Genomic DNA, 24545 nt, shown 5'->3' with positions numbered 1-24545 from the left:
CCGCTAGAGACAAGGCATGAGCCTGCGCCCCTTCCACCTCGCCTTCCCCGTCCACGATCTCGGTTCCGCGCGAGAATTCTATGGGACATTGCTCGGCTGCCCGGAAGGACGCAGCTCGGACAAATGGATCGATTTCGATTTCTTCGGTCACCAGATCGTCGCCCACCTCGCGCCGCCCAGGATGCCGGACGCGGCAGTCAACCACGTGGACGGACACGGCGTTCCGGTGCCCCACTTCGGCGTCGTGCTGACGCTGGAAGATTTCGATTCACTCGCAGCGCGGCTGCGGGCTGCGGAGGTCCCCTTTGAGATCGAGCCTTATACCCGCTTCCAAGGTGAACCCGGCGAGCAATCGACCATGTTCCTGCGCGATCCTTCGGGGAATGCGATCGAGATGAAAGCCTTCGCCACCCTCGACAGCCTGTTCGCCACCTGACCGGGAATTATTTCCAGGCGAAGATCAGCCTGCCTGGCCCGAGCCGTTCGAGAACTTCGCCGATCGCGGCGTCCGAAACCGCGAAGCACCCCTGGCTGCGCCCGATGAGGCCTTGCGCAGCTGCCATCGCCTCGCTCACGTAGCTGGCCGCATGGATCACGATCGCACGCGGCTGGGCCATGTTGTTGTCGGGATCGAGCCCGTGCAGGCGGCGGGAGCGGCCATGTTTGCCGACGTAGGCCTCGCCGGTCAGATAGGCCCCGCGGGAAGAGGCGTTCGAGCTGGGCTGGTTGGAAAACCGCTGCAGCCATCCGCTACGGTCCGGATCCGAACCGCTGCCATGCGCGACGAGATGCGTGTTCACCTTGCCGCTAGCGAGATCCACCAGGTGCAGCCGCGGTTCGCGCGAGGCCTGGGAAAAATCGACTATCCCGACAACGTCACGGTGCGCGATGCGGCCTGCATGCGTCTCGAGCGAGGCCATTGCGCGGGGAAACAGGCGCGGCATGTTGGGATCGGGCAGCGTGGGTTCCGACAGCACCGAAGGCACGGCGGGAACCGCCGGCGCAGGAGGGCTCAACAGACGTCCGGCCAGTCCGGAGATAATGGGCGCGGCCGCTCCGGCCACTGCCAGGCCGGCGCCCGCAAGGAACGCGCGCCGGGTGGGTTGCAAGTCCAGGTCCATGCCCTCGCCCTAGCAGGCGAAGGCTTTCTGAATGCTGTATGCAATTAACGTGCCAAAACTGAGGGGAGTCAGTTCCCGGCGAGATAACTTTCCAATTCCTCGCTGCCGCCGATCCGTTCGCCATCGATGAAGACCTGCGGCGTCGTCTCTACACCCTGCTCCTCCTTGAACGAGTCGACTTCCTCGCGCGTGCGCAGGATCCGGTCATCGACGGCGAAGTCATTGTCCTCGAGCACGGCCTTGGCCCGCACGCCGAACGGGCAGGTGTGATCGGGCAGCACCATGCGGTATAGGGTAGCGGCGCGCTGGTCGGTCATCGGCATCTCCATCGTTTCCGGGGCGAAGCGAGCGAGCCGCCGCTTCGTTCCGGAACAGGCGCCGTTCTTAGCTCTCCGCGTCGGCCAGAACCGAGGCCCGGAGTTCGGCGATGCCCATGCCCTTTTCAGAGCTGGTCGCGTGAACGTTGGGAAATGCGGCGATACGCTTCCTCGCCTCGGCCTCGGTCGCGGCCTGGACTTCCGCGAGCTCGCTCGCCTTGATCTTGTCGGTCTTGGTGAGGACCAGCCGGTAGCCAACCGCGGCTTCGTCGAGCATCTTCATCATGTCGCGATCGACGTCTTTCACCCCGTGGCGACTGTCGATCAGCACCAGCGTGCGCTTGAGCACCTGGCGCCCGCGCAGGTAGTCGCGCACCAGCGCCTTCCATCGATCGACCACTTTCAGCGGTGCCTTGGCGAACCCATAGCCTGGCATGTCCACCAGGCGTAGTTCGAGCGGGTCGCCGACTTCGAAGAAATTGAGCTCCTGCGTGCGCCCCGGCGTCACCGAAGCGCGCGCGAGCGACTTGCGCCCGGTCAGCGCGTTGAGCAGCGAGCTTTTGCCGACGTTCGAACGGCCCGCGAAGGCGATCTCGGGCACCACCGGGTCGGGAAGGAACTTGAGCTGCGGGGCCGACAGCAGGAATTCCACCCGCCCCGTCAGCAGCTTGCGCGCGCGCTCCTCAAGTTCAGCGGCGGCTGCGGCTTCGTCGTCGGTCACCCCTTTGCCTTTGCATCGCGCGCGGCGGCGCGTTCACGGTTGGTCTTGTCCTTGTCGGCCTGCGCCCGAAGCTGCGGATGCTTCGAATAAAGGTACTTCTGCTGCGCCAGCGTCAGGATGTTGGAGGTGATCCAGTAGATCAGAAGGCCCGCCGCGAACGGCGCCATGACGAACATCAGCACCCAGGGCATGATCGAGAACATCTGCTGCTGGATCGGGTCCATCGCCTGCGGATTGAGCCGGAAGGTCGCCCACATCGTGATGCCGAGGAGCACCGCCAGCACGCCGATCGCCAGGAAGCTGGGCGGCGTGAACGGCAGCAGACCGAACAAGTTGAGGATGTGCGCCGGATCGGGCGCCGACAAGTCGCGAATCCACAACGCGAACGGCTTGTGGCGCATGTCGATCGCCAGCATCAGCACCTTGTACAGGCCGAAGAAGATCGGAATTTGCAGCAGGATCGGCAGGCACCCGGCGAGCGGATTGACGCCTTCCGTCTTGTAAAGCGCCATGATCTCCTGCTGCTGGCGCGGCTTGTCGTCCTTGTAGCGTTCCTGGATCGCCTTCATTTTCGGCTGGACCGCGCGCATCGCGGCCATGCTGGCGAACTGTTTCTGCGCGATCGGGAACATCGCCCCGCGCACGATCAGCGTCAGCAGGATGATTGCGAGGCCGAAGTTGCCGACAAGTCCGTAAAGCGTGCGCAGCAGCCACAGGATTGGCTTCTCGATTATGCCGAACCAGCCCCAGTCGATCGCATTGTCGAACCCGGTAATGCCGTTTTCGGCATAGGAGGAGAGAACCGCGCTTTCCTTGGCGCCGGCGAATAGCTGCGTCGTGCGGGCGATCTGGCGGCCGGTCGTGACGGTCAGCGGATCGTAGATCACGTCGGCACGGAACAAGTCCTTGCCGAGCCCGCGGAAGTCGGCGTCGACCTCCGCGTTGGATTGCGGGACAAGCGCGGAAAGCCAGTAGATGTCGGTGAAGCCGATCCAGCCGGCCTTGCCTTCGGGCGTGATCCGGCCGGCTTCCGCGATGTCGTCATAGTCGGTGCCGAAATCGACCCCGGTCCCGAAATAGCCCACCGGCCCGGAATGGATGGTCCACTGGTCGAGGCTGGCTGTGGCGCTGGTCCGGTTGATCACCGCATAGGGCCGAACCACCACCGCGCCCGGCGCGAGGTTGGCGACCGTCTGCTTGGCAGTAATCAGGTACTTGTCGTCGATCGTGAACTCGATGCCGAAACGCTGGCCCTGGCCGTTGTCCCACGTCAGCATGACCGGCTTGCCGGGGGCGAGCGGGCCGCCTGTCGCCTGCCAGACGGTGTTGCCGTCGGGCACCTTCACCCCGGTGCCGATCCAGCCAAACTGCGCGAAATGCTGCGCCGGAGTGCCCGATGGGCTGAACAGGCGGACGGGGCCCGAATTCTTTTCGACCGTCTGGCGATGGGTCGTCAGCGTCAGGTCGTCGATGCGAGCGCCCACGAGGTCGATCGAGCCGGCGATCTCCGGCGCGGCGATGCGCACGCGCTGCGGGCTCTTCAGGACGGTCGCAAGGTCGCGCTGCTCGAGCGCTTCGGCCGCCGGATCGGTCAGGCCGCCTTCACGGGTGCGCTTGATCTTCGCGGGCTCATCGCCCGGCGCCGGGGCTGCGGAGGTTTCCACCTTCTCCTTCGCTGGCACGGCCGGCGCAGGATAGAACCACTTCATCCCGGCTTCCCAGCCGAACAGCAGCAGGCCGCACAGCACCACGGCGAGGAAAAGGTTGCGCTGGTTGTTCAAGAGGATGATTCCGTTCGTGTCGTCATCTGGAGGCGAATTGCTTTCACGGCACCGGATCGTAGCCGTGCCCGCCCCACGGGTGGCAGCGCATTATACGCTTCAATGCCATCCATCCACCCCTCAATGCCCCGTGCTTTTCGAGCGCCTCGATAGCGTAGGCAGAGCAGCTGGGCGCGTAGCGGCAGCTTGGCGGCAGCACCCGGCTGGGCCCCCATTGCCACGCGCGGGCGACAAGGACGAGGAGCTGCCTCATCGGCCGGTGGGCCTGCGGCGTCGCGGCGGATCGCCCTGGCCCGCCGCAGCACGCGCGAGCGCTTCGTCCAGCTCCGCGCGAAGCTTGTCGAAATCGCGTTCTACGCCGCCATCGCGGCCGATCAGGACGTGATCGTGATCGGCAAGCCCTCGCGCCGGCAGGACCGCGCGCAGCAATTCGCGGAAGCGACGCTTCATCCGGTTGCGCACAACCGCGTTGCCGATCTTCTTGGTCACGGTGACGCCAAACCGCGCTCCGCGCCCGCCGTTGGGATGGGCCAGCAGCACGAAACCCGGCCGCGCGACCCGGATCCCGCGATTCGCCGCAAGAAAGTCGGCCCGCTTGCGGATGGTATCCACGCTCATTTCAGGAGATATAGTCGGCTAACACACCATATGAAAGACGCACAAGCAAACGGGCCCCCGCATCGGGAGCCCGCAAGCGCGAACGCGCGTCGGTCGGTTAGGCCTGGAGCCAAGGCTGCTCAGGCAGCCACCGGCGCCCGAGGCGCCAGAAAATCAGGCGCAGAGCTTCTTGCGGCCGCGGGCGCGGCGGGCGCGCAGGACCTTGCGGCCACCGGGAGTAGCCTTGCGGGCGAAGAAACCGTGGCGGCGGGCGCGCACGAGATTGCTGGGCTGGAACGTCCGCTTCATCGGAACCTCGGATGCTATAAAACAAAAAAGGGGCCGCCGCCCAATGCTGGAGTTGGGGCGACCGCCTGACAGGGCGCGCGACTAGGGGAGCCTGGCCCCCAAGTCAAGATAGGCGATGGTGGGCGCGGCGGTTAGCGCGGCGGTTGGCGCGGCGACAGTCACGTCCCCATCCCGCCCCTCGCCCAGCCACGCACGCATGTCCTGCGCCGTCAGCCAGAGAGCGGTATCGTTGGGCACCGCGTTGGTCATGTCGTAAAAGGCTTGCGGCCGGGCAAGCCCCATCTCGCGATAATAATCGACATAGGCGCGGTTGACCGCCGAGTCGGCGGCAAAGTCTCCGGGTTCCAGCCCGTCGCTGTCCTGCCATGCATGGACCGCGAACTCGGCCCCGTCGTCGATGACGCGGGAGCTTCCGGCCAGGAACAGTTCGACCGCGCCCGAGCGCACCGATCCGCGAGCCGGAACATGGGTGGCAATGCCGGCGGCGCGGATCATGCGCCCGAGCTGCAGATTGGCGGTATCGTCGTCGGTACCGGGACACTCGATCATCTCGATCGCGGCGATCCCGGGATGCTCGCGCAACATCGCCTTGAATTGAGCCGGAGAAAACGCATCCGTCGCATCGACCAGCGCGGCGCGCCTCTCGTCGATTACCCGGAACGGCCCGTAGGCCGGCCCTGCCATGACCCCTGACGGACCGGCCGGCAACAGCCGCTCCGCGCCCGCGTCCACCTCGACCCATTCCTCGACGATGGTGGTGACTGTCCGCCCCTGTGCGGATGCGGGCACGGCGAGCACAGCGAAAATGCTTGCGGACAGGGCGGCGGCGCGGCGCATGTGCCGATCGTGCACCCGTGTGGCTTGCCGATTTCCCAAGCGACATGCTTGCGAATTCGTTCACCACGCCTGCCCCCGCCACTCGACTCGCCTAACGAATGTCGCCACAAGCCGCTGTTTGCAGGGGGTTTCGTGGTCGCACTGGTCAGGACGGTAGCCTATCTCGGTCTGGAGGCGCGCGCCGTCGAGGTGCAATGCCAGGTCGCGCCCGGCCTTCCGCGCTTCAACCTCGTCGGCCTGCCGGACAAGGCAGTCGGCGAGAGCAAGGAGCGGGTGCAGGCGGCGCTTTCGGCGATGGGCCTGTCGCTTCCGCCCAAGCGGATCACCATCAACCTGTCGCCCGCCGACCTGCCGAAAGAAGGCAGCCACTACGACTTGCCGATCGCGCTGGCGCTGCTGGCGGCCATGGGCGTGACCGATGCCGAGCAGCTCGGTGACTGGGTGGCAGTGGGCGAACTGGCACTCGACGGCCGAATCGCGCCCTCCCCCGGCGTGCTTCTCGCCGCGATCCATGCCAGCGAGCAGGAGGCCGGCCTGATCTGTCCTGCCGCGCAGGGGAGCGAGGCGCGCTGGGCGAGCGGAGTGCCGGTGCTCGCCGCGCCCGATCTTGTCAGCCTTCTCAATCATCTGAAAGGTACGCAGCGTCTGCCCGAGCCGCCCCCGGGTGAAGTCGCTGAGCCTGGCTTCGGGCCCGACCTGAAGCAAGTGAAGGGGCAGGAAACCGCCAAGCGCGCGCTCGAGATCGCGGCTGCCGGCGGGCACAACCTGCTCCGTTTGTAGCGGGCAACGCACCACGCTCACGCTGCCGCCGTAGCTCAGGCTGGACAAAAGGACGAGGTCTCAATTACCTTAGCGGATGTCCGCTTCAGGGGTGGAAAGCGGACGCGACACCCCTCGTCACCACTGGCCTCGGCAAATGCATGCGCCGATACGTGCCCAAGCCTTAACCTCCTTCCATGGACGGCTCACGTTGCCTAATCGCCGACCATGAGCGTTCCGAACATTCCTCCGCTGCCCCCCAGAAAGTTTGTGGGCGACGCTGAACGAGCTGCGGAGGCGGCAGCCCAGCCGAGCAACGGCAATTTATTGCGGCTGGGATGTTGTTCGACTTCAAGATAGTCGGATGGTTCGACGTGGCGGACGCACTTACCACGGCTTCGGCGGAAGGCGCGTGGCCTGATTCTCAGCACAGAGCCGCCCTGAAAGAGGGATACCCATTCTGCTATCGCTTGGTGGCAGTCGGTCCCGGCGGCGACGTCTATGCTGTCTGGGAAGTTTATTCGAAGGCCGTCGGAAATCTTGCATCCTCAAAGTCCCGCACGATCCATGTGGACGCCGATTGGAACGGACAGGGATTGGCACCGCCTTTGTTAAGACAGTCCTTACCCATCATCCGGTTCAATGGAGCGGACTCCTTTCGCCGGCAGGCGCCAAGCTCAAGGACCGTGTGGAATTCGCTCCTGCTACTCAGCCTCCTCCATGATTGCGACTAGGTTGTCCCCCATTCAAAATGAGAAACGGCGGTATAAGAACCGCAGGCGGGCGGCGACAAACGTTTGCACTGTTTACCTCGACTGATAGTGCCGAGCGATGGCTACCATCATCGCCGCCGTATCCGCCGGTATAGCCTTGCTCGCAGCGGGCGGCGCCTGGGGTGCCGTTCTCGTAAACCGACGCAACGCGACCGACACGATCCGGGCGATGGTGAATACAGGCGCTCGAACCTCGCGTGCAGCCGTGGTGAGCGCAAATCGCCAGAAATGGATAGACGCAATCCGAGACGATGTGGCTGAGTTCATTTCGGTCCGGTCGCAGCTCAAGGGTTTAGAGAATCTCCACCGTGATCTAGGCGCAGCGTCTGATCATCTCCCAGCGGAAGAACGCCTCTTGAGGACTAGGCTTTTGATGCTGCGAGCTCGCGTTGAGATGCGGCTAAACCACGATGAGGATGAGCATTTCGCCTTGTTGTCGGCCATGGACCGCTATGATGAAAAAGCATCTCAAGTCGCAGATTTGGCACTTCGGACCAAGGCGCGAAGTATCTTCAAGGCCGAATGGACGCGCCTCAAGAAGGAGGCAAGCGGGATAGACCCGTTCGTACGCGAGGTGGTGCCAGAGCGACGCTAGCGCCGCTAGAAATTGCCGGATGCAGCGGCTTCACCGGCAGGGAGATCTTTCCAGGTCTCGGAATGGCTCCCGACGTGATCGGCGTGCTTGTCCGAAAATTCATGCTTCCCCCCGGTACTCAATCGAGCAGCTGCTGCGACGGCCTAGTTGGAACAAACTTAGATCACGCCAGCAAGATGGGCTCTACGCCCAAGCATGCAGGGAGCGCTTTGCAACTCAAATTCACTCCAGCTACCAAGCCTGAGATCACCGCACGCCTTTGACGGCGTGGCCCTGCGGAGGTCGCAATTGTCGCCATCCCAATTATCACACCGTCCCGTTGGAGTTGCGGCTCATCTGTGACTGCGACGCTTACCCCGGAGGACGATGGATGGTTTCAGGATCAGAGGTTGCCGCGGAATACCTCGAAACTCGGAGCGATGGGGCGATTTTCAGTTTTCGCGCCGACACAAGCGGGGCGACCTCACTGGAAAAGGTGCGCGAGATAAGCCGTGGCGCACTCGATATCGTAGACATCTTCTGCAACCGCGTCCTCGACGGGATTGAAAAGCCCGTGGCCGATACGGCTGGCTTGTGGCCATTTGCGAATTGGCCATGCGACGACGAACCGATGCTCTATAAGTATAAAGGCCTCGGTGAAGACTCAAACGAGATGAGGGTGATTATCGCCGACCGTTATCTGGCCACCTGCTTCCGCGAAGTGTTCTGTCGGGAGTAGCGTCAATCGAAAAAGTAAAGGACGCTCTGGTCGAGTTTCCTTCATCTATCTCACGCTCGGCTCGCCGCCACTAATAGTGAAGCGGATATCCGGCTCTTCCCTCAGGTTTTGCTGCGCAAAACCCTAAACCTTAAGTCGCAATAGGTAAACGCAAGAGTCCTTCTCAGCGCGTTATAGTGACGGCTTCGTCACTATAAACCGTTGACCGCTAATATCGCTGGACGGACCAGAAAACTGGCCTAGGACGGTCGTGGGTGAGCGGTAATTCCCGTAAGCCCAGCGGCTCTTTGATATCTCTGCATCTACTCGCGTCCACATTACATGTGGCGGCAGCTTCACGTTGAAGTTGGCCGTCCACTTTACCGCGTTGGTTCTACCGCAAGGTAGTCAGGTTCGATTCCTGTCGCGGTAACCCACCGGCATAGGCCGGATCGGGCGTGTAGCAGGCTACTGCTACGGAGTGGATTACCATGCAGATAAAAACACTAGAAGAAGCTCTGACCGCTGTTGCTGCCTACCACGGCGGTTTCAAGACCGCCTTGTCGTCAGAGAAGGCTGATAAGAAGTCTTCGAGGACCGCGTTGGAAGCGAGCACACACGCTCGCAACTACGTGCTCCTTGCGGAAGCCTACGGCATCGCGTCAGCGCTGCTGGCGGTGCCCGAAGTTCTGGCTCAACTGCTCAACAGCTACAGCATCACCGCTGCACGCAAAGGGCAGAATGAGTTTGGCCCGATTGTCCGAGCACTGTTCCGCACCGCGACGAAGCACGGAACGAAGCCTAACAAAAGTGCATGGAAGTTCGGCAACATCCTTCGTCTCATGCGGGACAAGGGCTGGAAGCAGGAAGACATCGCAACGGAGTTGGACAGGTTCACTTGGACGGACCCAAGCTCTCAAAGGGTCCACACCAAGCTGAAAGCCGCCGAACTCGCCGACCGCGACAAATACAAGGAGGTCGACGAGGAGAAGGTTGAGACTGACAAGGCGCTCAAGTGGTTCCTCAACGGCAAGGACCTAGGAACGATCACCGCTCCGTCCTTCCACGAAATCGACCCAAAGTCCGACAGCGGCGACCTTATCAGCTTGGCAGCAAGCTGGGACGGCGATCGCAAGGAGTGGGTCATTCGTGGGCTTATCAGCACTAATAATGACATGGTGCTGAGGTCGCTGTCGTCCTTGCGTAAAGGTGCAGTCGAAGCGTTTGAGGAACACTCGAAAGACCTCTTCAAGCGATTGGCGGTGCACAACACGGTGATCGGGATGCTGGAAGAGGAACTCCGGCCTGTCGATCAGCAGCTCGTTCAAGAGGTACGGAACGATCCGCGTTACATGGAGGTGCCGCTTCCTCCAAAGCTGTCCCGGTCGCGCTCCAAGAGCACTGTCGAGGCATAATTGAGCTGGGGCTTCGGCCCCAGCTCACTCTTTGGAGTGAGGCGCATGGCACTAACTGAAACGAAGCACCACCAAGTGGGGCAGCTAGTTCGGGAGCTGGCCGACTACTCGCGGGGCTTGCTGTCGGCTGAGCAAATGTTCGAGTTACTAGGAGCCGTTGCGTTCGGCGTTTATGAGTCCGAGTATGAAAACCTCTGCGCCGTTGCGGTGCAAAGTGGGTATGCGGCTTGTGCTGCTACCACTCAATGGTCCGCTGGCATTCACCGCTACAAGGACTGGCGAGCGCTCGCAGCTAAGGACAAACGCACAGCGCCAGAGCGGATCAATACCCTCCGTCGAAAAATCGCTCGGTTGGAAGCCGAGATAGTCGAATGCATGATCCGAGCGGATGCCATCCAAAGTTCGCTCGATGAGGACATCAAGCGTGCCTGGAAGGAGTGCGACGCTCTTTCTGCGGTGGACCGACTTTGGTTGGTGGATTCCTCCGACCCTGAGTTGCCCCCAGCAATCAGGGAGCGTGACGATCCACCTTACGAGGCGGTTATGGGGGGCGAAATGTCTCCTAAGCGTCGTGCGCAGCTAGCAGCCCTACAGGCCCTGTTAGACGCGGGCAGGGGCACCGCTGGCCAATGACCGAGGAAGAGATGATCTACACGGCTGCGGTGATGTATTTCCGCAGACTCGGCCGGAAGCCTCGGGACGGTGACGCCGAACACCTTTATGACCAAATCATAGAGGCGTTGGCTCGTGTGGAAACTGAATTCGAGTGATTGAACCAAGGGGGGGCTGGCCGAAAGGTCGGCCCCTTACTTTCGTGCTGTCATATGCGAGTGGTGGCCCCACGATGCCGGGTCTTCCATCAGCTTAGCGCACGGTAAACGCTCGTGCGGCTGATGCCGAGCGCGCTGGCAATGGCGGTAGGCTTGGCCCCTTCGCTGTGCAGCCGACGTACTTCCCCATTGTCCACCGTGCGCTTACGGCCCTTATAGACGCCGCGCTCCCTCGCGCGGTCGATGCCCTCGCGCTGGCGTTCGCGACGTAAGTCGTTCTCGAATTCCGCGACCGCTCCCAGGATCGCCAGCGTGAGTTTGCCGGTGCTGGTAGAGGTGTCGATGGACTGGCGAAGGCAGTGGAACGCAACACCTTGACGCGTCAGGTGCTCTAGCATCGCATAGAGGTCTGACAGCGATCGCGCGAAGCGGTCGAGGCGAACCACAACCAGTGTGTCGCCTTCGCGCACGAACTCTAGCATGTCGGTAAGTCCCGCCCTGGCTATGTTCGTGCCAGTGGCCTTGTCGGTGAAAACGCGCTCGCAGCCGTGGGCTTCCAACTCGGCAAGCTGCACAGCGAGATTCTGGTCGGACGTGGATACGCGGGCATAACCGACGATCATGCGCTCCTCCTGTAACATATGGGTCTAAGACCCACCGCCGATGCTGTCACATTGCTCGGAGAGCGACCGTTTTGTGACGCTTTTCTCAATGTTTTGAGCACTGCTCAAATTCGGCGCACGAGTATACCCATCCTGCGCTTGGTAGGTGATCGTCAGCTTGCAGGATGCTGCCGCGGCCCGTCGAACATCCGGTGTTGGGTGGAACGCGGCCGTTCGCGATCGCTCGACCGAACGGCAGCTGTTAGGCCGCTGGGTGCCCGACTGATTTCGGGATGCGGAGCATGGTAAACTGCCAATTCAATGCCATGGCGCAGACGCCGACAGACAATTGGATAATGAGACAGCAACCTCAATTCCAATCCTGCAGGATGCGATCCAAAGCTTCGCGTCGCATAGCGGCAGGGGCGCGGGCCGCAGAGGGTGTTGCCGAGAAGCGCGGCGCCGGCATCGCCTGAAGTACCCCGTCGACGTCGTCATACACCCGACGAGCTATCATGTGTTCGTGCTTAGCGGCTTCCTGTGGATCCAAGACGGGTGCGAAACAGGCATCACTTCCTTCAAGCAACGTACACCACTCAGCGCGGCTCTTCGTGGAAAAGATTTCAGCGAAACGCCGCTTCAGGCTTGGCCACAACGTTTGGTCCCGAGCGTCAGCGAAAAACTCCTCGCGAGCCAATCCCATCTTATCCAAAAGCACACCGTAAAATTTAGGTTCGAGCGAACCAAGCGATACGAACCCGCCGTCAGAACACCGGTAGGTCGCATACCAGTGCGGGCCATCGAGGATGCTCTTGCCCCTCTCTTCGACGACTTGCCCAAGTGCTCGGAGGCTAAGCATTAGGTTCATCATGTGCGCGCTGCCATCCACAATGGCAGCATCAACCACTTGTCCAATCCCAGTCGAGCGCGCGTTCATGATGGCCGCGAGCACACCAACCGCTAGATAAAGAGCGCCACCGCCGATGTCGCCAATTAGGCTGGGCGGTGCCATTGGAGCGTCACCGGGTTGGCCCGCATACCAAAGCGCGCCCGATAACGCGATGTAGTTGATGTCATGGCCCGCCGCTTGCGAAAGTGGGCCCTCTTGGCCCCACCCGGTCATGCGGCCAAAAACCAAACCCGGATTGCGCGCGAGGCAAACTTTAGGGCCGATACCTAGGCGCTCCATCACTCCCGGGCGCATCCCTTCGATCACCACGTCGGAGGCTACGACGAGTTCGAGAAAACGGGCGACATCGCCAAGCGCTTTGAGATCCAGCGCGACCGCTCTCTTACCTCGATTTATGATCGCGGCAGAACCCAAATCGATGCTGTCAGGGCTCGGGCTTAAGCGCTCCACTACGATCACGTCCGCGCCCAGGTCTGCTAGCAGCATTCCGCAAAACGGCGCCGGACCGATCCCGGCCACCTCAATTACCCGCAGGCCAGCCAAAGGTCCCAGCGCCATTAAAACCGATCCCCGAAGCTCTTCGCGGACCCGCTCCGCTTGGACTCAGGCGGGCAATTCAAACACCAGCTACCGATCATTCTCTTTGCCTCCAATCTACGATGAAGCTTGGCGGAAATCCCAAGGATGCGCTAACTCGGTCGTCAGTGGAATCATTCCGCTGGGGATTTGCAATACTCGACTCTCGCCTCAAACACGCTGTCGCTGTCGGCCAGTACCGCTCGTTTTCGCGCGCGGCCGAGGCCTGTAGCCTCTCCCAATCCGCAGTAAGCAAAAGTGTCGCGGACCTGGAAAGGCAGTTGGGGTATGCACTCTTCCATCGCACATCACGCTCGGTCATGCCGACGGAAGAAGGACGCGATTTCATCGAGCGGGCTGCCCGGCTTCTAGCTGACATGGCCGAGCTGCTTGGCGATCGGGACCGAAGCGCGAATCCGTACGCCGGCCCATTGCGCGTTGGACTATTTCCCGGCTCAATGGATTGGATCCTGACCGAACCGTTGATACGATTGCTGCGACGCCATTCCGCGGTGCGTTTCGAAATAGTCTCGGGGAATAGCGAACGAGGAGTACGGCTGCTTTCGCGCGGCGATATTGACATTGCTTTCGGCCTTGAACCAGCATTCGCCAGCTGGCCGCAATTTAAATGCGAGCGGGTAGCGACGATTGAGATCCTTCCGTTCGTCAGGTCCGGCCATCCGCTTCTGCTTAGACGGGCTGCGGCGAAGGACGCGCTTGTAGAATACGAGTTCGTTGTTCCCTCCTCCTCCGAGCCTTATAGTTCAATAATTCAGGAAATGTACGAACAGGCCGGTCAACACCCGGTACAAAAAATTCACATGACCGATCAATTCGTCCATGTACGGCGAATAGTAGCGTCGTCTGATGCGATCGGCATGATCGCGAGACAATTTACTAAAAGTAGCTGGTTCCGGGCCGGCTTTGATACACTTGAAGAAACGGATTTTCTCGAGCCACTAACGCTTTGTTACGCAGCCCGGAACCGCTGGCCGCTCAAGCCGGCTGCTCGCGCACTCGTAAGCTATGTTCGCGACACGTGGAGAGAGCGGGTGAGTAATTCGCGTCACGTGGTTTAGGTGCGGCGGACCAGCGCCCGCCGCACCGTTGCCGGCCTAGAACGTTACTGCTACTTCGCCCCCAATTACCCGCCCACGATTAAGCGGCGAGAGGCTGGCACCGGCACCGCCGAAGGAAACCGGAAGCGGTGTGTCACCTCCGATCGTGACCTCATTTAGCAGATTGCGACCATAGGCTGAGAAGCGCCAGTGGTTGCCCGTCGCCAACGTGAGGCTCGCGTCGAGAATTTCAGACTCGTCGAGAAAACCTACGTTATTGTCCGTGAAACGGGCGGCATCCCGGTGCGTGATGCTAACCCGGGCTGTGGCTGTTAATGACGAGCCAAGTTCGTGGTCAAAGGTCAGCCCAGCACCATAAGTCCATGGCGACAGCCTAGGAAGCTTAAGATCTAGGTCCTTGTCATTCACCAATCCATCGCCTGTCAGATCGAAGCGGATCTCGTCGTACTTGCCGTGAACATAGCCGACGTGACCGTTGAGAACGAGATTAGGAAGCAGGAAGAATAGCCCCTCCACCTCTAAGCCTGCGAAAGTCGCATCCGCTGTATTCCGGATAACTTGGCTGACGCCCAATGGCCCAGGCAGGATGATCTCCCGTTGTAGATCCTTAACGGTGTTATAGAAAGCCGCGAGGTTCACGTGGCTCGGCCCAAACTCCTTCTTCGCGCCGACTTCGAAGCTATCCTGAGTCTCCTGGTCGAAGGGTCCCGCAGGCACTGCGGGATCGGTATTGCGTAAATTGTAGCCCCCGCTCCGGAAGCCTCGAGTATAGAGACCATAAAGTTGGGTATTTTCATCGGGTTTCCACTGCAGCCCAATCTTTGGCGTGAAGCCCTTCCAGCTTTCACTGTCCGTAAAATTAGTCGCACATATCAAGGTATCGATGTTGCAGCCGTTCTTGCGCAGAGTTCCGATGGCAACCGCCTTACGTTCCCAGCTGTAGCGCCCGCCGAGGTTAAGGGTGATTGCATCGTTCAGATGCCAATCTGCCGAAGCAAAAACGCCCCAGGTAGTCTGATCCTGGGTGCCGCCGCCCGATACGATGCTGGCGCCACCAACGAGGTTGCGCAGCTCTCCGTAACGAAGGTCTTGCGTGAAGTAGTACAGACCAGAAGTTATCTCGAGGTCGTTGAACCTACCAGCATAACGAAGCTCGTCGCTTATTTGAGACTGGTCAATGTTGAAGTAGCCGTGGAAAAAGGAGTTAGGGGTCCCGTCGATGTCGGAAGCGGCTTTCGACCGAAAATGCCGATAGCCAGCAATGTTGGTTACAACGCCCTCTCCGAAGCCAACGTCAACGTTCGTTTCAACAATCGCCTGATCCCACTTCGCGTTATAGAAACCTGGAAAGTTCAGTGAGATGTCAAACGTAGAGTTCCGCGGAAAAAGGGCGTGGCTCTGGACCGGAGCGCCGTCGCCCTTGACTTCGCCGTGCTCATAGCGAACGTCCATGCGGAAGTCCTCGCCGCCCTTGATGGAGAGCGCCGGACGGATAATTAAGTTCTCTGACCGACCGAAACTTTTCCCGTCAAATTGATTGCGAAAATAGCCATCATCGTCGCTATAGTAGACCGCAATTTTCGCCGCAAGAACTTCGTCAATCAGCGGACCGGTGACGGTACCGCTTATCGTCTTCTTAAGTCCCGTCTCGACCGATGCCTTTGCATTTAGGCGAGGTTCAAAGTTCGGCTGGGTCGTCCGCACCACGACAGCACCGCCGGTGACGTTGCGGCCGAAGAGCAACCCCTGGGGGCCGCGCAGAACCTCAACGCCTGCGAGATCGAAATTGTCGAGCACCACGCCGGCATTTATTCCGAGGTAAATACCGTCAACGAACACGCCGACGGTCGGGTCGATAGACGGAATGGTACTGTTGATACCAAGCCCCCGGATCGTGAAGTTCGCGTAGCCAGGAGCCGTTCCGACGTCGTCAAGCTGCACGTTGGGCACGTCGTAGCTTAGGCTCTGCAAATCTTGGACGAACATGGCGTCCAGTTGCGCTTCGCCGAATGCAGTTACTGCTACGGCCACATCTTGGACGTCTTCACCATAGCCCTTCTTGGTCGCGGTGACAACAATCTCGCCCGCGAGGGCCTCCGTTGCGCTGACTGGCCGTTCGGCGGTTTCGTCTGCTGAATCCTGGGCAACGGCGGTGCCCGAACATATTAGCGCGGCAGACGCCAGTAAGTAGCTTCGCATGTCAAACCCTCCCATGTGCTTTTATGTCCACACACTCTGGGGGTGACGGGTAAGGTGGTCCAATTCAAAGTGCGGCCTATTCATTCCTGCGTCTCATCGATCTCAGGCGCCGACCGCTCGAGGATAGGGTGCGGAAATCAGGCGGATCATACGCTCAGCGCGCGCGAGATAGCCGTCAGACTTTCCGCTAATGTCGAAGGATGCTCAGGACTGCTGAAATCAACGATCGATTCCCATCGCTCCGCTACGTCGTCGACGGTGAACTGTCGAGCTGCTCCGAAACAATGCCCCTGCGAACGCTCCCAGCGCAGTTGTGCAATATAACCCGCGCCTACTTCAAAGAGACCCTTGGTGTCGTTGTACCTCTCATGCGCTAACCACCCCACAAGTGGGCTAACAGCTTCTGGTCGAAGATTATTCATGAAGTCCGCGAAGGATGCAGTCTCCGTCAATCGCGACGCCGCAGCCGGGGCGATCGTGTTGACGAGTATGTTTTTCGAACGCCCCTCTTCTGCAAGGGCGTTGGCCAACCCTAAGATGCCAAGCTTGGCCGCTGCGTAGTTTGCTTGCCCGAAGTTTCCGTAAATCGCCGCGGCAGATGTGGTCATTACAATCCGGCCGTAACACTTATCGCGTAAGATCGGCCACGCCGCTTGAGTGACCGACCGAGTACCGTTCAAGTGAACCCGCTGGACGAGCGACCAGTCTTCGTCTGTCATTTTGTGAAATGACACATCGCGAAGGATGCCAGCGTTATTAATTACCACATCTACGGTGCCAAAAGCCTCGATTGCCGTCTGCACGATCCCCGGACCATCTTCGACCGACGTCCGGCTTGCCACAGCTTCCCCGCCGAGTGCGCGGATTTCTTCAACGACGCTGTCCGCCGCGGCAGCAGATGCGCCGCACCCCTTTGCGTCACCCCCTAGGTCGTTGACGACGACCTTGGCTCCACGCGACGCGAACATCAATGCGTGTTGTCTACCCAGGCCGCCGCCTGCGCCGGTGACGATCACCACGCGCCCATCGTAACGAAGCGTCTGATCCATTTGGTCTGTTGTCCTTTTGTCTTGCACTTCGCTGGCGTGGTCGATCTTTTCGGCTCAACAAAGTTCAACGATTTCTCGATTTCGCTCCTTGCCCCTCGTTAGCGAAAGGCTGGGACACCAGTGACGGCGCGTGAAATTATAAGCTTCTGAATTTCCGTCGTGCCGTCTGGAATTGGACAGATGATAGCTTCGCGAACCAGCCGCTCGACGATAAAGTCCTTGGTTACCCCGTTACCGCCGTGAATTTGGAGCGCGTTCCGGGTCGCGTCGATTGCCATCTCGGTGGCGTACCATTTGGCCATCGAACATTCACTTTCGGCGCGCTCACCGGAGTCGACGAGCGCGATGGCACGGTAAGTGAGCAAGCGTGCCGCATCAATCCTCGTCGCCATCGTCGCGATCTTCTCCGCGATGAGCTGGTGACCGGCGATCTTCTTCCCGTGCTGAGTCCGCTCACGCGCATACACGATGGCTTCATGTAAAGCGCGCCGCGCGATGCCTATGCTCCACATGGCCATATGGCAGCGTGCTATCTCGAATACTTTAAGCGTGTTGCGAACGCCGTCGCCCACTTCCCCCAAGGTATTGGCGACCGGTACTCGGCAATCGGTGAGAAAGATTTGGGCAGTCGACTGGCCATTGAGGGCCATCTTCTGGATATCACGGACCTCATAACCGCTTTCGTCTCGGTCTATCAGGATGTGGCTGATCTGATGGTCGTCAGTCTTGCAGGTGCAGATTAGAATGTCTGAATAGACGCCGTTGGTTATCCAAGTTTTCTCACCGTTGATCACCCAGTGATCGCCGTCGCGCACCGCGCGTGTTTTTACCGCTGCGACATCGGACCCTACATCGGGCTCCGATACACCCATTGAAACAAAGGTCTCGCCGGCGAGGATACCTGTTAAATAGCGTTGCTTGATCTTTTCTGATCCAACGCGCCGCAGGAGCTCGGCGGCGACCGCGTTGATGAAGCCGGGAATTGCAACGTCCAGCGACGAGTACGCAATTTCCTCGAAGATCAGTAGATGCGTGAGCCATCCCATGCCGAGCCCTCCATCCTCGGTCGGATGGGGGGCTGTGATATGGCCGTACTCAGTGAGCGCTTTCGTCCATGTCTGCATCAGCGGCTTAGGTATGAATTGTTCCCCGTGCGCTCGAATTTCGGGCTCGAGTTTATCGTCGAGATAACGGCGAACGCTGTCCACCACCATGCGTTGTTCGTCCGACAGATCGAAGTTCATCTGAGTACCCTGATTTAACTGTTGTGGAAGCGTTAGCGGCCGAGGATCGTGACAGCGACAACCGCCTCCTCGATGCCGATGACTCCGCCGCCGTTTTCCGCGATCGCGATCCGCACATTGGGAACCTGACGCGCTCCCGCCTCGCCGCGTAGCTGGAGTGCCAGTTCATAGATTTGGCCGAGCCCCGTTGCCCCAATAGGGTGACCCTTGCATTCAAGGCCTCCAGACGGGTTCACTGGAATCCGGCCCCCGAGTGCGGTTTCACCGCGCTCGGCGGCCACTCCCCCTTCACCCGCTTGCACGAGCCCGAGCGCCTCTATTTCGATTATCTCCCCCACCGCTGTCGCGTCGTGAACTTCGGCCACGTCGATGTCCTTGGGACCCACGCCAGCAGCCTCGTAAGCCTGCACGGCCGCAAGCTTGGTGACATGGTGATCATAGTCGCCAGCATCTCGATCAGATCCCGTCCTGATCTCTGATGCCAAGATTCTCAGCGCTCGTTCGCGCGATCCGCTAAGCTTACGCAATCCTGCAGCGTTGCAAACGATGGACGCTGCAGCGCCGTCGCTGATTGGTGAACACATCGGCAGAGTGAACGGGAAGACAATGGGCGGTGCCGCGAGCACGCTCTCGACCGTATAGGGCGATCGATACTGTGCGAGTTCGTTGTGCACCGAATGGATGTGGTTTTTCGCCGAGACCGCCGCGATTTGCGCTTGGGTCGACCCATACTTCTCCATGTGCGCGCGCGCCATCCCAGCGTACACGTCCATAAAGACGCTATATGGTTGGGCGGTCGTGGTTCCTTCGGGAATCGAGACGCCCTGTCCCATCGCTAACAGTCTTGTTCGGGACGCATCGACTTCATGTACGTCCCAAGCGCCGTCGAAGGCGCTAAACATCTGTACTTTATCAATTGAGAACATCTTTTCCGCGCCAAGCGCCAGGACGATGTCCGCGGCGCCCGACTGCACATAGGAGGCTGCCATGTGCAAGGCCGTGGCCGCCGTGGCGCAGGCGTTCTCAACGTTTATCACTGGGACTCCGCTGAAACCCATTGCGCGCGCCACGACTTCGCCACGGATCATGTGTTGACCCTCCATATGCCCCTGGACGCAATTGCCGAAAAACAAAGCCTCGACATCGTCCGCGACGCAGCCGGCATCGGAAAGAGCGAGCGCGGTCGCCTCGGCGCAAAGCTCCTTCAGGCTCTTATCGAGCTGCTTGCCAAACCGAGTCATACCGACGCCAATGATGAAAACGTCATTCACTTCATGTTCCGTTCTTTCATTGGTGCAGCGCTCGACCTTACCGATCAAGAAAGCGGGGCTTCCGTTTTTCACGGAAAGCGCTGAGACCTTCAAATAGGTCCGTCGAGGAGGCGTAGGCGTTCATAGTCTCGAGTTCGCTACGGAGACCTTCTTCTGCTGACATGTCCTGCCCTGCACGGATCATTTCCTTTATATATGCGAGCCCCGGCCTACTTTTTTCAGCAAGCATCTCTGCCAAGGCTTGTGCGCGAGGCTCGAGTTCGTCAGGCTCGGTAAGTTCCGCAACGAGACCGGCGTCCTTCATGTCTGCCGATGAAACTGTTTTCCCGGTCAACATGAGATAGGCTGCTCGCGGCACACCGATTTTCCTTGGAAGGCGGACCGAACCACCACCACCCGGGAGCAACCCGTAGTTCGCGTGGGCATCGCCGAAGTTTGCAGTGCGCACCGCCACTACCAGGTCGCAGCAGAGCACGAGTTCGAGCCCTCCCGCCACGGCGAGCCCATTTACGGCCGCGATGACGGGCAGCCGTGATGCTTCGATGCGATTCAAGGTTTCGCCAAGCCGCGAAAGAAATTCGTTCAGATTTCCGGCCAGAGCTCCGTCGCCCACCCCGTTACTGACTGCTACAAGATCAGCGCCAGCGCAGAACGCCCGCCCCGCGCCGGTAATAACACATGCGCGGACCGCCTCATCGGTTTCGGCGGCCGCAAAGGCGTGGTGGAGATCTTCCGCGAGTGCCAACGAGAGGCTATTAAGTGAAAGGGGCCGGTTAAGCGTTATCCAGCGCGCAGCCCCCCGCTGATCGACCAGAATATTTTCATACGGCATATTTAGTTTCCAGACGAGGACCGCATTCTTGAGGATAAACAGGGCGACTCATGCGCCTGCGACGCGATGGTCATGCCCTGCCCAATATGGTTCGCGCAACTTCGAGCGCAGCACTTTGCCGACGTTACTTAGTGGCAACGGATCGAGCGTGAACTCAACACGACTTGGCTTTTTGGTGGAGCCCAGACGGGTGCGCACCAATTCAATGATGTCAGCCTCGGTAACAGTGGCATCCTGCGTAAGCCGCACCATCGCAAGGGGAGTTTCTCCCCATTTCTTGTGCGGAATTCCAAATACTGCCACTTCGATCACATGCGGATGTTCCGCAATCACGTTTTCGATTTCATTAGGGTAGATATTGAAGCCACCCGACACGATCATGTCATTGCTTCGGTCCAGCAAGTATAGTAACCCGTTAGCGTCGAGTGTTCCTATATCGCCGGTCTTTATCCACCCATCAACCATTCGACGTGCAGTTTCTTCCGGATCGTCCCAGAAGCCATCCATCTGGACACCTTCGTAGCGCGCTACGATTTCGCCCGGTTCGCCAGGCCCGAGAACTGTACCGGCTTCATCACGGATCTCTACATCGACCAGGGGCATTGGCCGTCCCACTGCACTGATGGGGCTGGAGCCATCGAGCGTCGAGAACCAAGCGTCGGGACCCATTCCTGCGACAGGAAGAATTTCCGTCTGCCCGTAGGCTGAATGCAGGACATGCTCTCCGAACAGATCCGCTGATTTGCGCAGGGTTGATTCCGAAATCGGGGCGGAGGCGGACAGCAGGTACTTCAGTTTCGGAAAGCTACGGCGGCTGGCGCCTTCATGGTGGACGACAGCATTAAGGATGGTCGGGGCGACGAATCCGTGGGTTATCTCTTCTCGCGCGAGAATATCGAGAAATGATCCTGGATCGAAGCTATCGACCATCACATTCCGCGCGCCACTGTACCATCCCGGTAGGAACATGAACCCTGACGCGTGAGACAACGGTCCGACGTGCAGGATAGCATCCCCGCGATTCACGTTAGGGCCTAGTTCGAAAAATGCCGCACAGATGGCCATCCAAGCACGATGCCGATAAGCCACGCCTTTCGGCTTGCCCGTCGTGCCGCCCGTATGACGGATGACGCAGTAATCGTCAGGCGAAACGGCGGGGTCCGGATCAATTTCGGATGCCGATGCGAGCCAGCCTTCATACCCGTCGTCGCGGACGATGATGCGTCTGAGCGATCCGATTTCCGCGTCAAGCCCCTCTATTTCGCTACCAAGCAACCTATCTACGAGGGCTAACTTACAGCCCGTGCTCTTGATCATATGCTCGTGAGATTCACGTCGGTTGCGCGCATAGAGTGGCACGCGAACGAAATTCCCGATTGCGGAGGCGAGAAGAATATCGACCGCTTCGATCGAGTTCGTTTCAAGGGTCGCAATGCGGTCGCCGGGCATGAGCCCCCGATCAGCCAACGCGTTCGCAAGCCGGACACCACGCGACCAAGCCTCGGCGAAAGTGAGACGCCGATCGCCGTGAACAAGCGCCGTCTCTGACGAGAAATAAGAGGCGGCACGCCTTAACTGCGTGCGGACCTCCATCACTCCTGCTCCGCGGGTACTGTTCGCAAGCAAAAGAACAGTTGTGTTGCGCGGCGAGCCGACATCGCCCTCTCCTCATGCAAACTTTGGGGTTGTCTTGAGGTAGTACAGTTGGTCAGAAGCGTCACGTCGTCAAATTCAATGCGGGGCGCACCTATTCCCTGCGTTCATACACCTACCTTCGGCACTGTCGCGAGCGGTCTTCCGCGAAGTGACGCCGGCCCCTCCACCTTGGGCCGACGAACATGGCGGCGACGATCACACTGCAAGCCCAATCAAGTCTCATTATAAATAGGAGCGTGGAAACTGCTCCGAAGCTGCGCTTGGCGCGGGGCTGTCACCGCAATGTTAGCAGCAGGTGACCCGCTAGGCACGCACACCTAGCGGGTTATTTTGCGCCCCCCTTCTCTGTCCGGCCAGCACTTGAATAGTGACGCAGCTGGGGAAGACTCGCTATAAATAGTATTGAAGCTGTGGGGCTCGATACTGCCGCTTTGGCAGCGGGACTCGAAGCTTCAATCCAGAGGTTACAATTAAACCCGCTATGCAATTCGAGCCTGCATAGCGGGTTTTCCTTTGGAGATATTCATGGCTACGAGACAGACGAAAAACGAAACACAAAAAAAGAGCCCCAGCGGGTACAGTCCCCGTTGGATTACTTACGCGTCCCGCATTCTGGATGGACTTTTCGACGGTGATCGGTCTGGACGGAATGACCAGACCACCCGGCGGATCATGCTCACTTGCCTCGGGACACTGGTGAAAGGCAACGCCCTAAGCGAGAAGCAACGTGCCGTTTTCATCGACAACATCCGCATCCGTCTCGGCAAGACGGACTTTGACTGGCAAGGACCGATAAAGCTCACGCGCACCCAGATGCCGGCAGCGCGCGATCTGCTCGCTCAGCATGCTGGCGCTGCAAGCTCTCGCGGCGTCGACGCTGGAATTGAGCAGGATTTGATGGATGAGGTTGCTGCCCTGAAGGCGCGCGTCGTCGACCTAGAGCGCATTCTCAATGAAATGCTGCGCACTTTTGATGACGGTTCTGCATCAATGCTGCCCAGTTCCTACACACTTCCTGCAGAAACGGCGCTGGAAGCCGCGGAATCTGCGGGTTCACGGAGCCTAACGAAACGAAACGGAACGAAACGTAATCATGGAGCTGACATGACCTGCCCCTCTGGGGCGATCGACCCCATGAACATCGCCATGCCGTCGGCTCCTGCGAATGATGTGCTCCCATCCACATCGGACATGGGGAACAAATCTCATGACAAGTCCGCTCGGCGACCCAGCTCAAATCGCGCCGTCGTGAGTTACTTCCGAAACGATCCCCAACGACCACCAAGCGCCGTTCTTGAGTTCGACGGCGAGCGCTACAGCTTGGTATTCAATACTGCCGATACCTCTGAAGATAAGATGAGAACGACATTCTCCAACGAGTGGCTTTGCCAGTTTGAGGCAACCATCGGCAAGACGATGCGCGCTCAAAGCCGCTCAAACAGCGCGTCCGACAAGCGCTATGTCATGTCGCCCCTCTATAGCGCCCGGGATTGCTACGGTATAAGGCAACCAGTCTTGCCGGATTGCGTAGCGATTCTTGTATGGGCGGACGATTGTACTCCGGAAGCGGTTATCGTCTTGGTTGACGACAGCGACCTAACAATCTCGCTAAACCCGGTGACGCAGACAAAACCAAAGGGGCCAACCCACAAAGGCAGCGTCAGGCTCGCCGCGTAAATGCGGGTAGGTTCAGACCGGATTATGGGCCACAATCTGCGGTCCCGGCGGAAGAATTATTTTTCGGCCCGCTCCGCTGTCATGCGGCGGAGCGCGACCATAATGCGCTCGACATGCTCCGCGATTTCGCGCTTGGTGAGTCTGCGGGGGTGACAAAAGGCAAGCACTGGCATGCCGATCTCCTGGTAGTTGAGGTTGCCCGATATTTATGTTGAGGGATTAAGGACTTGGGCCACGCTTCCTGAAAGTAGTCGGGGGCAACAATGGACGAGTTCGCAAAGCTGTTGAAGACGATCCTCGTGGGCGCCGTGCTGCTCATGTTTGCGCTGGTGATGGGTGTTATGGCCCTTTGGCGAAACCTGTGGGAAGAAGACATTTCGGCTAGCGATATGGAGATAAGCGACCTCAACTGGCGGGGTTCCGTTCCCTCCATAACCGTTGCAGCATTGATCACAAACCACAGCGACAGGGACGTCAGCGACTTCGACGTCGTTGTTGAGGGCTTTGACTGCCCAGCCGGACACAACACCCACACGGCCGGTTGGGATAGCTGCTATTTCCTTGCACAAGATGAGGACACGCTCGGCGCTGACATTCCGTCCGGTCGGTCGTATCGCTACGATGCGAGCTTCACAATTCGACCGAATTCGGAAATTGAAGGCAAACTCTACATCAACGTCAAGTTTGCCAATTTCCAGGGAAACTAGCTGCCGTTGTCGGGCAGAACCGACACGCGGCGAACCGCGCTAGCTGATGCT

General features: G+C 59.6%; 25 protein-coding genes and 1 pseudogene. 10 read left to right on the top strand and 16 right to left on the bottom strand.

All coding sequences use genetic code 11. From position 1 onward, the window contains the following. The first annotated feature begins 16 nt into the window (after positions 1 to 16). Complete coding sequence (locus IEW58_RS01770) at positions 17 to 436, top strand: VOC family protein (protein WP_188643559.1); 420 nt, start codon at positions 17 to 19, stop codon at positions 434 to 436. A gap of 7 nt (positions 437 to 443) precedes the next feature. Here the strand turns inward: IEW58_RS01770 and IEW58_RS01765 are convergent, their stop codons facing one another. The 8 genes from IEW58_RS01765 to IEW58_RS01730 all read right to left on the bottom strand — a co-directional run bounded on the left by IEW58_RS01765 (position 444) and on the right by IEW58_RS01730 (position 5683). Beyond that, positions 444 to 1121, bottom strand: coding sequence for a murein L,D-transpeptidase catalytic domain family protein (locus IEW58_RS01765; RefSeq protein ID WP_188643558.1), 678 nt, complete (start codon positions 1119 to 1121; stop codon positions 444 to 446). 68 nt (positions 1122 to 1189) lie between these two features. After that, positions 1190 to 1438, bottom strand: a complete 249-nt coding sequence (locus IEW58_RS01760; protein WP_188643557.1) for a glutaredoxin domain-containing protein — start codon at positions 1436 to 1438, stop codon at positions 1190 to 1192. 67 nt (positions 1439 to 1505) lie between these two features. Then, entirely contained in the window at positions 1506 to 2159 is a 654-nt protein-coding gene (gene yihA, locus IEW58_RS01755) for a ribosome biogenesis GTP-binding protein YihA/YsxC (protein ID WP_188643556.1), read from the bottom strand. Beyond that, positions 2156 to 3940 carry a membrane protein insertase YidC gene (yidC, locus tag IEW58_RS01750; RefSeq protein WP_188643555.1) on the bottom strand — a complete coding sequence of 595 codons (1785 nt, stop codon included), beginning with the start codon at positions 3938 to 3940 and terminating at the stop codon, positions 2156 to 2158. Before yidC ends, yihA begins: the two co-directional genes overlap by 4 nt. Before the next feature lie 43 nt (positions 3941 to 3983). Further along, positions 3984 to 4193, bottom strand: coding sequence for a membrane protein insertion efficiency factor YidD (yidD, locus tag IEW58_RS01745; RefSeq protein ID WP_188643554.1), 210 nt, complete (start codon positions 4191 to 4193; stop codon positions 3984 to 3986). After that, positions 4190 to 4558 (bottom strand): ribonuclease P protein component, encoded by a 369-nt coding sequence (gene rnpA, locus IEW58_RS01740; protein ID WP_188643553.1) that lies wholly within the window; start codon positions 4556 to 4558, stop codon positions 4190 to 4192. The genes yidD and rnpA overlap by 4 nt, the downstream gene beginning before the upstream one ends. Positions 4559 to 4711: 153 nt before the next feature. Next, positions 4712 to 4846, bottom strand: a complete 135-nt coding sequence (gene rpmH / locus IEW58_RS01735) for a 50S ribosomal protein L34 (RefSeq protein WP_057884309.1) — start codon at positions 4844 to 4846, stop codon at positions 4712 to 4714. A gap of 81 nt (positions 4847 to 4927) precedes the next feature. After that, positions 4928 to 5683 (bottom strand): alpha/beta hydrolase, encoded by a 756-nt coding sequence (locus IEW58_RS01730; protein WP_188643552.1) that lies wholly within the window; start codon positions 5681 to 5683, stop codon positions 4928 to 4930. A gap of 132 nt (positions 5684 to 5815) precedes the next feature. Here IEW58_RS01730 and IEW58_RS01725 point away from each other — a divergent pair. The 6 genes and pseudogenes from IEW58_RS01725 to IEW58_RS01700 all read left to right on the top strand — a co-directional run. Beyond that, positions 5816 to 6454 (top strand): annotated as a pseudogene (locus IEW58_RS01725) (magnesium chelatase domain-containing protein); the annotation flags it as partial. 819 nt (positions 6455 to 7273) lie between these two features. Next, entirely contained in the window at positions 7274 to 7810 is a 537-nt protein-coding gene (locus IEW58_RS01720; RefSeq protein WP_188643551.1) for a hypothetical protein, read from the top strand. Between the two features lie 370 nt (positions 7811 to 8180). Beyond that, positions 8181 to 8528 (top strand): hypothetical protein, encoded by a 348-nt coding sequence (locus IEW58_RS01715; protein ID WP_188643550.1) that lies wholly within the window; start codon positions 8181 to 8183, stop codon positions 8526 to 8528. Between the two features lie 470 nt (positions 8529 to 8998). Further along, entirely contained in the window at positions 8999 to 9922 is a 924-nt protein-coding gene (locus IEW58_RS01710) for a hypothetical protein (RefSeq protein WP_188643549.1), read from the top strand. A gap of 45 nt (positions 9923 to 9967) precedes the next feature. Further along, positions 9968 to 10555 (top strand): hypothetical protein, encoded by a 588-nt coding sequence (locus tag IEW58_RS01705; RefSeq protein ID WP_188643548.1) that lies wholly within the window; start codon positions 9968 to 9970, stop codon positions 10553 to 10555. Next, entirely contained in the window at positions 10552 to 10692 is a 141-nt protein-coding gene (locus tag IEW58_RS01700; RefSeq protein ID WP_188643547.1) for a hypothetical protein, read from the top strand. Before IEW58_RS01705 ends, IEW58_RS01700 begins: the two co-directional genes overlap by 4 nt. An 89-nt stretch (positions 10693 to 10781) precedes the next feature. Here the strand turns inward: IEW58_RS01700 and IEW58_RS01695 are convergent, their stop codons facing one another. Both IEW58_RS01695 and IEW58_RS01690 read right to left on the bottom strand, forming a co-directional pair. Continuing rightward, complete coding sequence (locus IEW58_RS01695; RefSeq protein ID WP_188643546.1) at positions 10782 to 11315, bottom strand: recombinase family protein; 534 nt, start codon at positions 11313 to 11315, stop codon at positions 10782 to 10784. A gap of 349 nt (positions 11316 to 11664) precedes the next feature. Beyond that, positions 11665 to 12762, bottom strand: a complete 1098-nt coding sequence (locus tag IEW58_RS01690) for a CaiB/BaiF CoA transferase family protein (RefSeq protein WP_229658386.1) — start codon at positions 12760 to 12762, stop codon at positions 11665 to 11667. A gap of 146 nt (positions 12763 to 12908) precedes the next feature. On the opposite strand from IEW58_RS01690, the gene IEW58_RS01685 reads away from it, so the two are divergent. Further along, a complete protein-coding gene (locus tag IEW58_RS01685; protein ID WP_229658385.1) occupies positions 12909 to 13859 on the top strand; it encodes a LysR family transcriptional regulator in 951 nt (316 codons plus the stop codon). A 36-nt stretch (positions 13860 to 13895) separates the two neighbouring features. Here IEW58_RS01685 and IEW58_RS01680 read toward each other — a convergent pair whose 3' ends face one another. From IEW58_RS01680 to IEW58_RS01655, 6 genes are all read right to left on the bottom strand, one after another. Beyond that, positions 13896 to 16058 carry a TonB-dependent receptor gene (locus IEW58_RS01680; RefSeq protein ID WP_188643544.1) on the bottom strand — a complete coding sequence of 721 codons (2163 nt, stop codon included), beginning with the start codon at positions 16056 to 16058 and terminating at the stop codon, positions 13896 to 13898. Positions 16059 to 16204: 146 nt separating this feature from the next. Beyond that, complete coding sequence (locus tag IEW58_RS01675) at positions 16205 to 17107, bottom strand: SDR family oxidoreductase (RefSeq protein ID WP_188643543.1); 903 nt, start codon at positions 17105 to 17107, stop codon at positions 16205 to 16207. 98 nt (positions 17108 to 17205) lie between these two features. After that, the gene (locus IEW58_RS01670) at positions 17206 to 18351 is read right to left on the bottom strand and encodes an acyl-CoA dehydrogenase family protein (protein WP_188643542.1); all 1146 of its coding nucleotides are present in this window, start codon (positions 18349 to 18351) and stop codon (positions 17206 to 17208) included. A gap of 32 nt (positions 18352 to 18383) precedes the next feature. Then, on the bottom strand, positions 18384 to 19670 hold the full coding sequence (locus IEW58_RS01665) for a thiolase family protein (RefSeq protein WP_373284695.1): 1287 nt from the start codon (positions 19668 to 19670) through the stop codon (positions 18384 to 18386). Then, positions 19660 to 20454 (bottom strand): enoyl-CoA hydratase/isomerase family protein, encoded by a 795-nt coding sequence (locus tag IEW58_RS01660; protein ID WP_188643541.1) that lies wholly within the window; start codon positions 20452 to 20454, stop codon positions 19660 to 19662. Before IEW58_RS01660 ends, IEW58_RS01665 begins: the two co-directional genes overlap by 11 nt. Positions 20455 to 20502: 48 nt before the next feature. Next, positions 20503 to 22047: a class I adenylate-forming enzyme family protein gene (locus IEW58_RS01655; protein ID WP_188643540.1), complete on the bottom strand. Its 1545-nt coding sequence runs from the start codon at positions 22045 to 22047 to the stop codon at positions 20503 to 20505. 588 nt (positions 22048 to 22635) lie between these two features. Here IEW58_RS01655 and IEW58_RS01650 point away from each other — a divergent pair. Together IEW58_RS01650 and IEW58_RS01645 are read left to right on the top strand one after the other, a co-directional pair. Then, positions 22636 to 23787, top strand: coding sequence for a hypothetical protein (locus tag IEW58_RS01650; RefSeq protein WP_188643539.1), 1152 nt, complete (start codon positions 22636 to 22638; stop codon positions 23785 to 23787). A 263-nt stretch (positions 23788 to 24050) separates the two neighbouring features. Continuing rightward, the gene (locus tag IEW58_RS01645; protein WP_188643538.1) at positions 24051 to 24494 is read left to right on the top strand and encodes a hypothetical protein; all 444 of its coding nucleotides are present in this window, start codon (positions 24051 to 24053) and stop codon (positions 24492 to 24494) included. Positions 24495 to 24545: the final 51 nt, after the last annotated feature.

This window comes from Tsuneonella deserti (assembly GCF_014644315.1).
GTDB classification, from domain to species: Bacteria; Pseudomonadota; Alphaproteobacteria; order Sphingomonadales; family Sphingomonadaceae; genus Tsuneonella; species Tsuneonella deserti.
Note: the sequence above shows the minus strand (reverse complement) of the source record. Positions and strands in the feature narration are given on the sequence as shown.

Coding starts and splice junctions, on each gene's coding strand:
- rnpA (WP_188643553.1), bottom strand. CDS start 4,558: ATGAGCGTGGATACCATCCGCAAGCGGGCCGACTTTCTTGCGGCGAAT.
- IEW58_RS01770 (WP_188643559.1), top strand. CDS start 17: ATGAGCCTGCGCCCCTTCCACCTCGCCTTCCCCGTCCACGATCTCGGT.
- IEW58_RS01680 (WP_188643544.1), bottom strand. CDS start 16,058: ATGCGAAGCTACTTACTGGCGTCTGCCGCGCTAATATGTTCGGGCACC.
- IEW58_RS01660 (WP_188643541.1), bottom strand. CDS start 20,454: ATGCCGTATGAAAATATTCTGGTCGATCAGCGGGGGGCTGCGCGCTGG.
- IEW58_RS01700 (WP_188643547.1), top strand. CDS start 10,552: ATGACCGAGGAAGAGATGATCTACACGGCTGCGGTGATGTATTTCCGC.
- IEW58_RS01765 (WP_188643558.1), bottom strand. CDS start 1,121: ATGGACCTGGACTTGCAACCCACCCGGCGCGCGTTCCTTGCGGGCGCC.
- IEW58_RS01675 (WP_188643543.1), bottom strand. CDS start 17,107: ATGGATCAGACGCTTCGTTACGATGGGCGCGTGGTGATCGTCACCGGC.
- IEW58_RS01670 (WP_188643542.1), bottom strand. CDS start 18,351: ATGAACTTCGATCTGTCGGACGAACAACGCATGGTGGTGGACAGCGTT.
- IEW58_RS01705 (WP_188643548.1), top strand. CDS start 9,968: ATGGCACTAACTGAAACGAAGCACCACCAAGTGGGGCAGCTAGTTCGG.
- IEW58_RS01650 (WP_188643539.1), top strand. CDS start 22,636: ATGGCTACGAGACAGACGAAAAACGAAACACAAAAAAAGAGCCCCAGC.
- IEW58_RS01710 (WP_188643549.1), top strand. CDS start 8,999: ATGCAGATAAAAACACTAGAAGAAGCTCTGACCGCTGTTGCTGCCTAC.
- IEW58_RS01655 (WP_188643540.1), bottom strand. CDS start 22,047: ATGGAGGTCCGCACGCAGTTAAGGCGTGCCGCCTCTTATTTCTCGTCA.
- IEW58_RS01720 (WP_188643551.1), top strand. CDS start 7,274: ATGGCTACCATCATCGCCGCCGTATCCGCCGGTATAGCCTTGCTCGCA.
- IEW58_RS01715 (WP_188643550.1), top strand. CDS start 8,181: ATGGTTTCAGGATCAGAGGTTGCCGCGGAATACCTCGAAACTCGGAGC.
- IEW58_RS01730 (WP_188643552.1), bottom strand. CDS start 5,683: ATGCGCCGCGCCGCCGCCCTGTCCGCAAGCATTTTCGCTGTGCTCGCC.
- rpmH (WP_057884309.1), bottom strand. CDS start 4,846: ATGAAGCGGACGTTCCAGCCCAGCAATCTCGTGCGCGCCCGCCGCCAC.
- yidD (WP_188643554.1), bottom strand. CDS start 4,193: ATGAGGCAGCTCCTCGTCCTTGTCGCCCGCGCGTGGCAATGGGGGCCC.
- IEW58_RS01690 (WP_229658386.1), bottom strand. CDS start 12,762: ATGGCGCTGGGACCTTTGGCTGGCCTGCGGGTAATTGAGGTGGCCGGG.
- IEW58_RS01645 (WP_188643538.1), top strand. CDS start 24,051: ATGGACGAGTTCGCAAAGCTGTTGAAGACGATCCTCGTGGGCGCCGTG.
- IEW58_RS01760 (WP_188643557.1), bottom strand. CDS start 1,438: ATGACCGACCAGCGCGCCGCTACCCTATACCGCATGGTGCTGCCCGAT.
- IEW58_RS01695 (WP_188643546.1), bottom strand. CDS start 11,315: ATGATCGTCGGTTATGCCCGCGTATCCACGTCCGACCAGAATCTCGCT.